Source organism: Inquilinus sp. YAF38 (assembly GCF_052113205.1).
GTDB lineage: Bacteria > Pseudomonadota > Alphaproteobacteria > DSM-16000 > Inquilinaceae > Inquilinus.
Map to the genome: position 1 here is coordinate 40,010 of NZ_JBFRCU010000012.1, position 13,262 is coordinate 53,271.

At 70.0% G+C, this 13,262-nt stretch carries 8 protein-coding genes; 2 read left to right on the forward strand and 6 right to left on the reverse strand.

The window, feature by feature from the left end; genetic code table 11:
• Nucleotides 1-30: 30 nt before the first annotated feature.
• Nucleotides 31-1,008, reverse strand: a complete 978-nt coding sequence (locus tag AB4Z01_RS07805; protein WP_441692204.1) for a cytochrome-c peroxidase — start codon at nt 1,006-1,008, stop codon at nt 31-33.
• Nucleotides 1,009-1,352: 344 nt separating this feature from the next.
• Here AB4Z01_RS07805 and AB4Z01_RS07810 point away from each other — a divergent pair, with 344 nt between their 5' ends.
• Nucleotides 1,353-4,490 (forward strand): FHA domain-containing protein, encoded by a 3,138-nt coding sequence (locus tag AB4Z01_RS07810; RefSeq protein ID WP_441692205.1) that lies wholly within the window; start codon nt 1,353-1,355, stop codon nt 4,488-4,490.
• 51 nt (nt 4,491-4,541) lie between these two features.
• Complete coding sequence (locus AB4Z01_RS07815; RefSeq protein ID WP_441692206.1) at nt 4,542-6,221, forward strand: 2Fe-2S iron-sulfur cluster-binding protein; 1,680 nt, start codon at nt 4,542-4,544, stop codon at nt 6,219-6,221.
• 39 nt (nt 6,222-6,260) lie between these two features.
• Here the strand turns inward: AB4Z01_RS07815 and AB4Z01_RS07820 are convergent, their stop codons facing one another.
• The 5 genes from AB4Z01_RS07820 to AB4Z01_RS07840 are packed head-to-tail and all read right to left on the reverse strand — an operon-like array spanning nt 6,261 to nt 13,262.
• Nucleotides 6,261-7,880 carry a formylglycine-generating enzyme family protein gene (locus AB4Z01_RS07820; RefSeq protein WP_441692207.1) on the reverse strand — a complete coding sequence of 540 codons (1,620 nt, stop codon included), beginning with the start codon at nt 7,878-7,880 and terminating at the stop codon, nt 6,261-6,263.
• Nucleotides 7,873-9,087 carry an ABC transporter permease gene (locus AB4Z01_RS07825; RefSeq protein ID WP_441692208.1) on the reverse strand — a complete coding sequence of 405 codons (1,215 nt, stop codon included), beginning with the start codon at nt 9,085-9,087 and terminating at the stop codon, nt 7,873-7,875. The genes AB4Z01_RS07820 and AB4Z01_RS07825 overlap by 8 nt, the downstream gene beginning before the upstream one ends.
• 4 nt (nt 9,088-9,091) lie before the next feature.
• Nucleotides 9,092-9,820 carry an ABC transporter ATP-binding protein gene (locus AB4Z01_RS07830; RefSeq protein ID WP_441692210.1) on the reverse strand — a complete coding sequence of 243 codons (729 nt, stop codon included), beginning with the start codon at nt 9,818-9,820 and terminating at the stop codon, nt 9,092-9,094.
• On the reverse strand, nt 9,817-11,826 hold the full coding sequence (locus tag AB4Z01_RS07835) for a vWA domain-containing protein (protein WP_441692212.1): 2,010 nt from the start codon (nt 11,824-11,826) through the stop codon (nt 9,817-9,819). Before AB4Z01_RS07835 ends, AB4Z01_RS07830 begins: the two co-directional genes overlap by 4 nt.
• Nucleotides 11,823-13,262 (reverse strand): serine/threonine-protein kinase, encoded by a 1,440-nt coding sequence (locus tag AB4Z01_RS07840; protein WP_441692214.1) that lies wholly within the window; start codon nt 13,260-13,262, stop codon nt 11,823-11,825. The genes AB4Z01_RS07835 and AB4Z01_RS07840 overlap by 4 nt, the downstream gene beginning before the upstream one ends.

Here is a 13,262-nt window from a genome sequence, read left to right on the forward strand (position 1 = left end):
TCACCGTCTTTTCGATTGCAGTGGACAAATTCACTGCGCAGGGCGGGTGTCGAGAGACCGCCCCTTGTATTCGCCGGTCAGGCTGCGCAGGAACGCCACGATCAGCGCGTTATCGCGGGCCGGGATCTGGCGGCCGAGCTGGTATTTCGCCATGGCGTCGACGGCTTCAGTAAGTGTCGCGGCCGAGCCGTCGTTGAAATAGGGCGCCGTCAGCGCGACGTTGCGCAGGCTGGGGACACGGAAGACGAACCGGTCCTCCTCGACCCTGGTGGTGTTGTAGAGCCCGAAATCGAGGGTGTCGGGCGAACCATGCGACCGGAAATAGTCCCCGGGCGTCCCGAGCACCCCGAACACCTGGAACATGTTGCCGCCGACATTCACCCCCTGATGGCAGGAGGCGCAGCCATAGGTCTTGAAGAGGCGGTAGCCTTCGATCTCGCCGGCACCGAGCGCCGCCATGTCGCCACGCAGGAACTTGTCGAACCGCGCATTGGGCGTGGTCAGCGACCGTTCGTAGACGACGAGCGCATCGGTGATGGTCTGCGGCTGCATTCCCTGGGGGTAGAGGCCGGCGAAAGCCTGGCTCAGCGCCTGGTCCTGGGCCAGCTTGTCGATGATCGCCGGCCAGGTCTCGCCCATCACGCTCGGATCGTGGATGGCCGCCTCGACCTGCTGCTCCGATGACGCGAACCGGCCGTCCCACATCAGCCGGAAGTTCAGCGTCGAGTTGAAGATCGTCAGCGTGTTCCGCTTCCCGGCCTTGCCGGCGAGCCCCTTCGACTTGGCCAGCCCGTCGTCGCCGCCATTGTCGAGGTCATGGCAGGACGAGCAGGCGTTCTCGTTGTCCTTGGACAGCCGGACATCGTGGAACAGGGCCTCGCCCAGATCGACCTTGCGCTGGTCCAGCTCCAGTTGGAACGGGATCGGCGCGATCGGTTCCGGCGTCTGCGCCTCGACCAGGGCAGGGCCCAGAAGCGCCAGGGCCAGGGCCGGCAGGGCGGCGATCAACAACTGCCGTCCGACGGTTGGGACCGAAACCCGTCCTGTTGCGCGCCAATGCTGAAGGTCGAGATCACGTTTCATCTTCTGCCGCCCTGACGAATTCGTGGCCACGACGTGGATGCGTGACTGGAATTAGTGTCTGCCGGAAGAAGATCTCCGCACTATGCGATCTGGTTATGGCCGCATCATCGCAGTGATGGGCGGAGAGCCTCGGCCGTTGCGATACCGTCAGGAACCGCGGGCCTCTGGGAACAGAGTGCTGACACCAGCCCCGAGCGTCGCGCACCGCCGGCCAGGACTTGAGAGTTCCACCGGTCGTTGCTCAACCGCAACTGCAGGGAAGGCCTGACATGCTCGCGCGCACCGCCGAACGCAAGATGCTCGTCATACGGGGCGTGCTGCTGACCGGATGGGCCGGGCTCATCGCCTCGCTGTTCTGGGATCCGGTCTCGATGGGCTGGACCCATGCCGGCACCGCGGTCGCGGTCCAGGACGGGGTGCTGGAAAGCGAGCCCTATCAGGTCGGGGCACGGATGTTCTGGACCATCATCGTCCCGCTGATACCGCTGTTCCTGATGGTGTTCGGGCACGAGGCCTGGCGGCGCATCTGCCCGCTGTCGCTGATGTCCCAGCTGCCGCGCTATCTGGGCTGGCAGCGGCAGCGCACCGTAGTGCGGCGGCGGACCGGCAAGCTCGAGCGCACACTGGCCCTGATCCCCCGCGGCGGCTGGCTCGACCGCAACGCCTGGTACGTCCAGTTCGGCATCCTGTTCGCCGGGCTGAACGCGCGGATCCTGTTCATCAACAGCGATCGCTACGCTCTGGCCGGCGCCTTGCTTCTGGTGCTGGCCGCGGCGTTCCTCGTCGGCTTCCTCTGGGGCGGCAAGTCCTGGTGCAACTACTTCTGCCCGGCGAACATCGTGCAGAAGATCTACACCGAGCCGCGGGGCCTGCTGGAAAGCGCGCCGCACCTGCTGCGCCCGGCCGTGCCGCAGTCGATGTGCCGCACCAGCGGCCCCGATGGCGACCGCAGCGCCTGCGTCGGCTGCGCCGCCAATTGCGGCGACATCGATCTCGAACAATCCTATTGGAGCTCGATCCTCGACCCGGCCCGGCGGCGCATCTACTACATGTTTAACGGGCTGATCATCGGCTTCTATTGGTATTTCTTCCTCTATGCCGGCAGCTGGGACTATTACCTGTCGGGGATCTGGAGCCACGAAGCCGGGGCGCTCGGCCGGCTGCTCGATCCGGGCCTGTATCTCGCCGGCCAGGGGATCCCGATCCCCAAGCTGGTCGCCGTGCCGCTGGTCATGGCGACCGCCGTCCTGGCCTCGCTGGCCCTGGGCACCGGGCTGGAGCTGGCCTATCGCTGGCTGCGAAGCCGTGGCGGCAAGACCATCCCCGAAACGGAGATCGTCAACCACTGCCTGGCTGTCAGCGCCTATCTGTCGATCAACATCTTCTACCTGCATGGCGGCCGGCCCAGCCTGCTGATGCTGCCGTCATCCGCGATCCATTTCGTCGATATCCTGATCGTCTCGCTCAGCACCATCTGGCTGTGGCAGACGCTCAATCGCTCGGCGTTCAAGTATGAGCGTGAGAAGATCTCGTCAAATTTGCTCAATCAATTGAAAAAATTGAAGATCGACTTCAGCCGATACCTGGATGGCCGGTCGGTCGGCGACCTCAAGCCCGACGAGATCTACGTCCTGGCGAAGGTGCTGCCGGAGCTGCCGCACGACCAGAAGCTCGAGGCCTACCGCAACCTGCTGGACGATGCCATCACCACCGGCAAGACCGGGGCGGTGTCGTCGGCCGAGCTGCTGCACGACGTGCGGCAGCAGATGGAGATCAGCGACGAGGACCATCTGCGGCTGCTGGAGGAGCCGGAGATCTCCGAGGCGGCAGTGCTCGGTGCGGTCCGCACCACCACCAAGGAGCGGATGGCCTGCGTCGCCAACTATCACCAGATCCTCGGCCGGTATCTGGTTGCCCATGTCGCGTCCGGCCGCACGCTTGACACGGTCCGGACCGATCCGGGCATGCAGGCGACGATCAGGACCCTCCGCACCAGCCTGCAGATCACCGATGCCGAGCATCGGGACGTGATCGCGGAGTTCACCGCGCCGGGCGGCATGCTGGCCCGGCAGATGGAGTCGATCCTCGACGCCCTGGTGAAGCTGCAGGGGGCGTATTTCTGCCTGCAGAGCTCCAGCCTGCCCGACCGCTTCGCCCGCACGCTGAACGAGCTGCTGCTGACGGCCGGTGCGGACCGGCTCGGGGCGCTGCACGAAGCCGGCCTGTCCTGCCTGCACGCCTTTGGCGGCGGCAAGCTCGGCCGCTGGTATGCGCAGGACCTGGCGGCGCTGGCGGGCGACGGCGTGATCGACGCATTGTCGCGTCCGGTCTCGGGACAGGAGGAGGTCCGCTGGGAGGAAGCGCTCGGCGAAGCGATCACCGCCATCCTGCAGGGCGCGGCCGCGGCGCCCGACATCGACGGCAAGCGGCCGGCGGAGCTGCCGCGTCGGTCGTTCCGCGAGGTCATTGCCGCCGGACTCGACCGCGCCGCCAGCCTGGAGCTGCTGCTGGAGCACGAGGCGCCGGTCGTCCGCGTCCTGACGCTGACCGCGTTCAGCTACGTCGACGATGCCCTGGCGCGCGGCGCCGCGCGCCGGCTCGCGGAGGACGGGAAAGCCGACGGCCACTGGCTGCTGCGGCAGACGGTGGACATCCTGACCGGCGCCGCCGCAGCCGCGGAGGAGGCCGGCGCGTCCGAGCCGCTGATCCATGCCGTGGTCGCGCTGCCCGACGGCACGCAGAGCCGCTCGACGCATGCGCAGCCGGTGATCACCGTGGGCCGCGGCCCGGGCAACGACATCATCATCCCCGGCCCGGCGGTGTGGCCGTACCACATGGCGCTGTCCTCGGCCCATGGCGAGGTCCGCATCCTGCGGCTCGACGGCGCCGGGATCTTCGTCGACGGAGTCGCCCAGGACGGCGAGTCTGCCGTCCTCCGTCGCGACGCCATCCTGACCTTCGGTCCTAGCGCCGGGCCGAGTCTCCGGATCGACTGGCAGGACGCCGCCGAAAGCCGCTGCCTGCGGTCCTTCGACCCGGCACTGCGGCTGGTGGCGCTGGCCCGCAGCCCGGCCCTGCGACCGCTGGGCCTGTCCGCTCTCGCCGAGATCGTCCGCGACTGCCGGGTCGGGCGCTTCCGGGCCCGCGACGCGCTGCCTGCGGCGGCCGCCTCCGGCGAGATGCGCTTCCTTCAGTTCGGATCGATCCGCATGTCCGAACGCCTGTTCGAGGCCGGCGACCTGATCGAACCGGGCGACGGCACGCACGAGATCGTCAGCGACTTCGCCATCGTCATGACCATCCGGCGGCCCGACCTGCTGGCAGCGGTGCCCGAAGAGGCCCGTCAGCCGCTGCCGGTCGCCGCCGAGGTGGCGGATCTCACGCCGTCTCTCCGCTACGCCAGCTGATCGACGGATCCAACCAGACCAAGAACCGACCAGACATGGAGGTCCATGCGCATGGATACGCTGACCGAAAACATTGCAGATGAAGCACAGGGACTCGATCTCGCGGTTCTCGTGTTCCTGGTCTTCATCTATGTCTCCGACAGTGAAAAGGACATCACGCCGCAGGAGGTGCAGCGTTTCCAGACGCTGATGAATGATCTCCACTGGACCGACAATGAGGATATGTGCCGGGCGCTGACGACACTGCGGTTCAACTACACGGCGACCTGGGCCGATTACGAGGCCGGGACGCTGGTGGCGGACAGCGATGCGATTGCCCGCCAGCTGGCCCGGTTCGAGCAGGAGTTCGGCAGCGAACGGGCGAATGCGCTGAAGGCGGCTCTTGCCGACCTGGTGCAGCGCGTCAGCCGGGGGCCGTCACGTGCTGGCGTCCGCTTCGCCCTTGGCGAGTCCAGGGGACGGGCCAGTGCCCGACAGGAACTCGAGACGCTGCTGGCGCACCCGACGCCGACCCTCGCGGCGACCGAGCCGCGTGACGCCGACATCGACCCGAAGCCGGAGCCGATTTCAACGGCAGGCGCGGACCCCTGGACCGGAGCCCGGGTGGCGATCGGCGAGGCGCCGGTGTGGCAGGGCGGCCGGATCAAGGTCCGCTGCATCGCCGCCATCGACGAGACGCGGGACACCAGGACCTTCACCCTCGCCGCCGACCCGCCCCGCTTGTTCAGCTACAAGCCGGGCCAGTTCGTCACGCTGGAGCTGCCGGTCGACGGCCGCACCCTGCGCCGCAGCTACACGATCTCTTCCTCGCCGTCACGGCCCTACACCCTGTCGATCACGGTCAAGCGTGTGGCCAAGGGCTGGGTCTCGAACTGGCTGCACGACACCATGGCGCCGGGGTTCGAGCTCGATCTGATCGGCCCGCATGGCCATTTCACCTGTGTCGACCGGCCCGCCGCCAAGCTGCTGTTCGTGGCCGGCGGCAGCGGCATCACGCCGGCGATGTCGATGCTGCGGTGGCTCGCCGACACCGGCTGCGCCGCCGATATCGTGCTGATCAACAATGTCCGGACGCCGGACGACGTGATCTTCGGGCAGGAGTTGCAGCATCTCAGCTCGCGCCTCGGCGCTGCCTTCCGTCTCGCCATCGTGCCGGCGCGGGTGTCCCCGGGACAGTCCTGGAACGGTCCGACCGGCCATTTCAGCGAGGCGCTGCTGCGGCTGCTGGCGCCGGATGTTCTGGAGCGCGAGGTCTTCGTCTGCGGCCCCGGCGGCTACATGGCGATGGTCAAGACGCTGCTGCAAGCGCGGGGCTTCCCGATGGCCCGCTACCATGAGGAGAGCTTCGGCGGCGCGCTGGCCTCGGCCCCCGCCCTGCCGGCGCCGCAGGCCCTGCCAGTGGTGCAGGTCGCACCGGCCCCGAAGACGACCGCTGTGGCTGCCCCGGCCCCGGCCATCACCACTCCCGCCGAGGCCAGGCTGGTCTTTCGCAACAGCGACCGGACGATCGACTGCGGTTCCGACGAATTCATCCTCGACGCCGCGGATCGCCATGCGATCCCGGTCCAGAGCTCCTGCCGTTCCGGCGTCTGCGGCACCTGCCGGATGCGGAAGCTGAGCGGCAGCGTGAGCATGGACGGCCAGACCGCCCTGTCCGATCCCGAGATCGCGGACGGCTATTTCCTCGCCTGCATCGGCCAAGCCCAGGGCACCGTCATTATCGACGCCTGAAGGCGGTGAGGCGGCGGAAGCCGATCGGCTGCCGCCGCCTCACCGGGTCAGGTCGTCGATCAGGCTCTGCGGGTCGACGGCGCTGTTGTCGCGCATCCGTCGCATGTGCCGGACGAACAGGTCGACATAGGGCAGCAGCGTGTCGGAGCCGCGGGCGTGCAGTTCCGCCTTCAGCGCCGGCAGCTGGGCGGCGATGACCTCGTCCGAATAGTCGCTGCCGGTGCTGAGCACGGTGTCGACATAGGTCTCCCGCGAAGTCTTGACGGTGTCCTCCAACCCGTCCCGCTGGTCCTCCATCTCGCCGATCCGCGCGGTGGCGTCGGCGATGGCCTTGCGGATCTGCGGATCCTGGCGCCGGGCCTGCAATTGCCGCAGCGCCGGCCGGGCCACACCCTCGATCGCCCGTTGCACCGCCAGCAGCCGCTGATGGTCGACGCGCAGCTTGTTGCCGAGCAGGGCGCCGACATTGATCAGCAGCCGGATGGTCCGGTCGCGCGCGTCGTTGCGGTCAACCAGCGCCTCGCGGATCGACCGGCCGGCGTCGCGCAGCTGAGCGCGGACCGTCTCGTCGCCCGCCTGGTCGGCGAGGCGGTCGATGGTGCCGAGCGCGGCATCCTCGCGGCGCGCGGTCGAGGGGGTCTCGCCGGAGGACGGCATCGCCTCCCAGGCCTTTTCGATCTCCGTCAGCTTCTCGGGCGAGGTCACCACCGGCGCCGCGACCACCAGGCGGAAGCCGAGCTGCCGGCTTTCCGTGGCCGTGGCGGCGCCCGCTGCGTAATAGGGCATCTCGACCCGCATGCCGGACCGGATCTGGCTCAGCGGGGTGTTATAGTCGCCGCCGCGGGCGATGAAGCCGCCGGCCTGGCCGTGCAGCCGGCCGCGCCGGTTCAGCCGGAAGGATTCCAGCATCATCTCCGCGGCGTTGCCGAGGATGTCGTGCAGGCCCAGCGGATTGGGCTTGAGCAGGCCGATCGGGCGCAGCCGGCCCTCGGCCGAGCCGGTGCCCTGGTACCAGATGTAGTCGGCGGCGCCCTCCGGCATCGGGAACCGGGCCGCCAGGAAATCCTCGGAGGACACGGCCATGCCGCCGCGCGCCGCGTATTCCCACTCATCCTCGGTCGGCAGGCGCAGGAAACCGGGGGTGCCCGATTCCGCCGGCAGCGCGTCGCGGGCATGGGCCAGCAGCCATTGCGAATAGCGATTGGCGAAGCCGATCACGTCGAACCACGAGACCTCGGTCTGCGGCACCCGCTGCCGCAGACCGGGATCCGGGCAGGCATCACCGGACAGCGCGGCCCATTGGGCGCGCGTGACCTCGTATTTGCCGATCAGGAAATAGCGGGTGCCGGGCGCGGCCGGGTCGCCGAAGGCGCCGGCGATCACGTCATATCGCCGGTCGCTGAAGAAGCCGAGCTCGGGCTGGGCGTCGCCGAACTGGACCCGGACATCGTCGAGCACACCGGTCGAGGGCAGGGCGACGCGGCGGAACGCCATGGCGCCGCCGCAGGGCATCGGCAGCATCACGTCGCCCTCCGCCGGAGCGGGGTTGTAGGCCTCCGCCGGCCAAGAGGCGTCGTCGGCGGAGGCCGGGTTCGCGGCGGCCAGGAGGAAGGCGACGATCAGCAAGCCCCGGAGGGACGATGGTCGGCGCTCAGCCATCGCGCAGCTCCTTGGAGGCCTCGATCCGGGCTGCCAGCAGGCCGCCCCAGCTGGCCGACAGCAGCGCCGCCGCCATCGTCGCCGCAGCGGCCACGCCGAGATGGACGGGCAGCAGGCGGCAGATGCGCTCGCCGGGCAGGAGCCCGGTGGCGAACACGGTGTTGAGCACGGTGGCGGCCCCCTGGAACACCGCGCCGCCGAGGACGAGCCCGAGCAAGGCGATCAGCACGGCCTGGGTGACCGGAAAGGCGATCAGGGCGCGGGTCGGCAGGCCGATCAGCCGCAAGAGGGCGAGGTCGCGCCGCTTGCGCTCGACATGGCTGCGCAGCCCGGCCGCCAGCGAGATCAGGTAGCCGAAGCCGCCGCAGCCGGCGATCAGCCAGAAGGCGATGCCGAGGTTGCGGTCGAGCGACTGCATCTGGGCGATGTCGGCCGCGGCGGTGCGGACCGCGATGTCCTGGCTTCGGAACGCCTGCTCCAGCCCGGCCACGTCGTAGATCGAGCGGGCATAGAGGCGGAACCGGGCGAAGCTGCGCTCGGCCTGCGGCCGCGCCGCCCCGGGCCAGCCGCGGTCGTCGACGGCGTAGCCGTCGCGCCAGTCCTCGGTGGCGACCAGCAGGTCGAGCGGCGCCAGCATCGCCTCGCCCGGCGAGACCGACTGGTCGGTGATGCCGGAAACCGTGAGCGGGATGCGCTGCGCCTCCAGCACGCCGTCGCGCTGGCGGGTGATCTCGGCGACCAGCCGGCCGCCCTCGGCAACGCCCAGGGATTCGGCCAGCCGCCGTGTCAGCACCACCGAACTGCCGGACGGGGGTTCGGCCGTGCCGAGCATCGGGTCGCCGCGCCCGGTCGGCAACAGCGGCGTGCCGGACAGGGTGCGGCCGCCGGCCTCGCTGCGCAGCCGGGTGACGCCGGCGGCGATCGCCCGGGTCGCCGGGGTGACAAAGGCGACATCCGGCCGGGCGGCGAGTTCGGTGAAGAAGGCGTCGGTGAAGTGGCCGCTGCCGGCGGCGGCGATCTCGCGGTTGCGGGGATCCTCGATCAGGCGCTGGGCCAGGGTGTCGATCAGGCCGAAGCGCAGCCCGAACAGGACGAGAAGGGGCGCGAGCACGGCCGCCAGGCCCAGCACCTGGCACAGGGCGATGCGCCAGTCATGGCCGAAATCCCGGGTAGCGAGGCGCGCCGCCATGGCAATGCGTCCGGTCATCGGCTCAGGTCCAGAAGTAGGCGCGCACCACGTCGTCCTCGCGGCGCAGCGCATGGCCGATGATCCGCCGCCCGGTGGCCTGCGTGCGGGCCCAGTCATGCGAGGCGATCACGGCGGTGGTGCGGAACCGCTCGACCGTCTCGACCAGCAGGGCGAAGACCCGGTCGGCCGTCGGCGGATCGAGCGAGGCAGTGGGCTCATCGGCCAGCAGCACGTCGGGGCGATGGGCCAGCGCTCGGGCGATGGCGACCCGCTGCCGCTCGCCGACCGACAGCCGGTCCGGCCGGAGGCCGAGCAGCCGGCTCAGGCCCAGCCGGTCCGCAAGCTCGCGCACATGGCCGGGATCGTAGCGGCCAGCGAGGCGAGCGGTCAGGGCGATGTTCTCGACCACCGAGAGATAGGGCAGCAGGCCGCCGGTCTGCAGCACATAGCCGATGCTGCTGGCCCGGATTGCGGCGAACGCGTCCTGCCGCCGCCGGCGCCACAGTGCGGCGAGATCCAGCGGCGGGCGGCCGAGCGCCGCCAGCTCGAAGGTCTCCGCCCGGTCCGGCGCCAGCGTTCCCGCCAGCAGGTCGAGCAGGGTCGACTTGCCGGAGCCGGACTGGCCGTTGAGGAACAGGATCTCGCTGCGCGGCACCACCAGGTTGCTGACATTCAGCTCGAACCCGGCTGTGCCGGCGCCGCGCCGCAGCACCACATTGCGCAGCGTGTAGACGGGGGCGGGGCCGATCATGGCAGCGCATCGAGCGGCATCGGATAGACCGCATCGCCGCCGGTGCGCTGCCCATCGAGCGCGATCCACAGGTCGGTGTTGTCGTAGATCTGCTGGTACAGGGTCACCTTGGCCTGCAGGTCGTCGAGGAACTGGCGCTGCTGGCCGAAGCTCCAGGACAGCCAGTCATCCTCGGTCAGCTCCATGATCCGGCTGCGATAGGGCAGGCCTTCGAGGTACTCCCCGATCAGGCCGAGCTCCGCCAGGTGCCGCGCATCCTCCCGGCCGACGCCTTCCGGCCGCCGGGCCATGGTCGCGGCGGCGCTGCGCAGCTGGCGGAAGAAGTCGTTCGGCGCCACCCGCGTCGCCTCGCCGGCATCGATGATCGCCGCGAGCGTCGTCTGCAGGTCGGACAGCTGGTTCTTGCTGATCAGGACGCGCACGTCGAGCGCCTTGCGGGCCGGGTTGGCGATGTCGCGGTCCGAGATCCAGGACGAGAACAGGCGAGGGACCTGCCCGCCCTCCTTCTGGCCGAGATAGGCGAGCTGCATGGCGCGCCCGACCAGACCGGTGCGGGCCAGCGCCTCGCTGCTCGGATCGTCGGCCTTGGTGGAAACCGCAGACGCATCCGCCGCGGGAGCCACCTGACCCTCGGCCGCCGTCTGCATCTGGCCGAGCATGATCCCGGCGATCCGGTCGATCACTGACCCGAAGCTGCGCAGGTCGCCCCCTTCGATCGGGAAGTACAGGCTGCCGACATTGGGATAGTCGGACAGCGGCTGATAAGCATCCTCGGCGGCGGCGTAGTCGTCCTTGCCGGCGGCGGTCTTCAGGTGGATGACCAGCACCGCGGCGCCCTTCGACTGGGCCAGCAGCCGCAGCTGGTCGGGGTCGAGATGGGTGGAGGAGTAGGGGTCGTTGGCCCGGCGCGGGCTGGCATCGGTGATCAGGACGATCAGCCGGCCGGCCACCCCGGTCCAGTCGATGTCGTCCAGCGCGGCCTTGACCCCGGCGAAGGAATCCTCGCGGAAGTCGCGGTTGTCGGCATGTGAGACCTTGGCCGCGTCGAAGCGGTCGAGGAAGCCTCTCGGGTCGAGCCCGTCGGACAGGGTGGCGAACACCTTGGCGATGTACTCGTCCGGCCGGCCATCCTCGAGCACGTCGCGGAACCCGACCAGGCCGAGGCTGAGCTTGTCGCCCTCCTCGGCATGCAGCTTCTCGATCAGGGCGCGGATGGTCTCGCGCGTCCGGGCGACATAGGGGTCCATCGACACCGTTGTATCGACGACGAAGATGACGCCGGCGCGGTAGCCGGCCATCACCTGCGCCGCGTTGCCCGGATCGGTCGCCTGCGGCGGCGGATCGGCCGGCTCCTGCAGCGAGGTCGCCGCCACCTGCAGCGCCAGACCGGGAAAGCCCTTGGCGAAATAGCCGTCGGTCCAGTTCAGGATCGGCAGCAGGTAGAAATCCTTGGCCGGGTCGACCCAGGTCGACGGCTCGAGTGCCGCGATCGGGCTGTCCGGCGGCAACGTCCCGGAAACGGCGGCCTGGCGCAGTGCGCCGGCCTGCGCGTCGGCATCCGGAGCCTCCATGATCGACAGCAGCGGCGCGGAATCCTTGAAGAACAGGGCGCGGTCGCGGTTGACCGGGTTGGTAAAATTCACCACCAGGGTCTGCTTCCAGTCGATCGCCTCGGCCTCGGGCAGCCAGCCCAGCGTCTGGCCGCCGGTGGTGGGCCCGACCTCGAGCCAGTTGCCGCCGTCGCCTGCCGTCCGGGCATAGACGAAGAACATGGTCAACGGCGGGATCTCGGCCTCGGCGGGCGGCCCGCCCGGTGACTGGGACGGCCGCGCGCCCGGGCGGGTCAGGACCCGCTGCCACAGGCTCGTGGTGCCCGTCATCAGCAGCGGCTTGCGGGCGCCGGCAGGCGGCGCCGGATCCTGGGCGATCGCCGGGGCGGCGCAGGCCGCCAGCCAGGCCAGGGCCAAGAGTGCGGCGAGGCGTAGCCGGAAGGCTGGTGTCGTCATCGCGCGGACTCCGCGTTGTCGAGGGCCTGCAGCCGGGCGCGGGCGATGCCAATGCCGCGCTGCAGGGCCAGGGCGTAGAACTCCCGCGCCTTGGTCGGGTTGGGGGCGCTGAACGGGTTCGGGCCGGTGGTCCGGGCGTTTGGGTCGTAGAACTGCGCGAGGCCGAAGGCGGCGTCGCCGCTGCCGCGCCGCGACGCCTCCTCCCACAGCACCAGCGCCGTGTCGGCGTCGTGCTGCTCGGTCAGGAAGCGCTGGCCGGCGGCGAAGATCTCGGCCGGCGCGAGCGCCAGGATCCGCGGCAGCTGACGGCGGTCGAGCTCCTGCGCCGCGGCTGGCGGCCTTGCCGGGCTCGGCGATGCCGACATCAGTGGTGCGGGTGCCGGTGCTGCTGGGGGCGCTCCCGAACCGGACCACCACCCTCCTCCGAGGGCTGCCAGGGCCAGCAGCAGGGCAGCACCCTGGACCGGCCGCGACCGCAGCAGCGCGGGCCAGCGGGACCGGTCGGGCTCGGCCTCGTCGACCAGGCTGCGCATCGATTGCGGCCGGTCGCGTGGGTCTGGGGCCAGCATGCGGGTGATCTGGGTGACGAGGCCGGGCGGCACGCCGTCCAGCTCGGGGGTGGTCTTGCGGGCTTCGACCGTGGCCATCATGGTCTTGCCCATCTCCAGCGGCCGGCCGCGCGCGGCGGCGGCGAGGACGAGGCCCAGGCTGTAGATGTCGGACCGCCCGTCGACCTGTGCGCCGAACAGCCCGATCTGCTCCGGCGACGCCCAGGAGAGCTTGCCGGCGAAGCGGCTGCCCACCAGTGTCCGCATGCTGGGGTCGGCGAAGCGGGCAATGCCGAAATCGATCAGCTTCGCCCGTTCGAGCAGGCCATGCTCGAGGATCACGTTGTCTGGCGACAGATCGCGGTGATAGATGCCCTTGTCATGCGCCTCGGCCAGGCCGGCGGCCAGGCGGTCGCGCAGCTGCGCGATCTCGTGCGGCGCCAGCGGGCCTTGGCGCAGCCGGTCGCGCAATGACGGTCCATCGACATACTCCATCACCAGGTGCAGCCGCCCGGTGGCGTCGCGGAACAGGCCGTCATAGCTGACGATCGCCGCGTGCCGGATCTTGCGCAGGGCCCCGGCCTCGCGCAGGAACAGGCTGACGATCGACTCGTCGCCGGCCAGGTCGGGCCGGATGATCTTGATCGCGTGCAGCGTCCGCTGGTCGCAATGCTCGGCCTGGTAGATCTCGCCCATGCCGCCGCGGCCGATCAGTCGGGTGATGCGGTAGGTGTGCAGCACCACCGTGCCCGGCGCCAGCGACGGCCCGTCCTCGCTCGGCGCTGTCGGAGCGCTCGGTGCGGCCGAGGCGCTCGGCCCGGCCGGGCCGACGAGGCGTGTCTCGTCGGCCGGCGGCATCTCGGTGTCGCGGATCGGATCGGCGATCAT

Coding starts and splice junctions, on each gene's coding strand:
- AB4Z01_RS07810 (WP_441692205.1), top strand. CDS start 1,353: ATGCTCGCGCGCACCGCCGAACGCAAGATGCTCGTCATACGGGGCGTG.
- AB4Z01_RS07815 (WP_441692206.1), top strand. CDS start 4,542: ATGGATACGCTGACCGAAAACATTGCAGATGAAGCACAGGGACTCGAT.
- AB4Z01_RS07820 (WP_441692207.1), bottom strand. CDS start 7,880: ATGGCTGAGCGCCGACCATCGTCCCTCCGGGGCTTGCTGATCGTCGCC.
- AB4Z01_RS07825 (WP_441692208.1), bottom strand. CDS start 9,087: ATGACCGGACGCATTGCCATGGCGGCGCGCCTCGCTACCCGGGATTTC.
- AB4Z01_RS07830 (WP_441692210.1), bottom strand. CDS start 9,820: ATGATCGGCCCCGCCCCCGTCTACACGCTGCGCAATGTGGTGCTGCGG.
- AB4Z01_RS07835 (WP_441692212.1), bottom strand. CDS start 11,826: ATGACGACACCAGCCTTCCGGCTACGCCTCGCCGCACTCTTGGCCCTG.
- AB4Z01_RS07840 (WP_441692214.1), bottom strand. CDS start 13,262: ATGATCGCCGATCCGATCCGCGACACCGAGATGCCGCCGGCCGACGAG.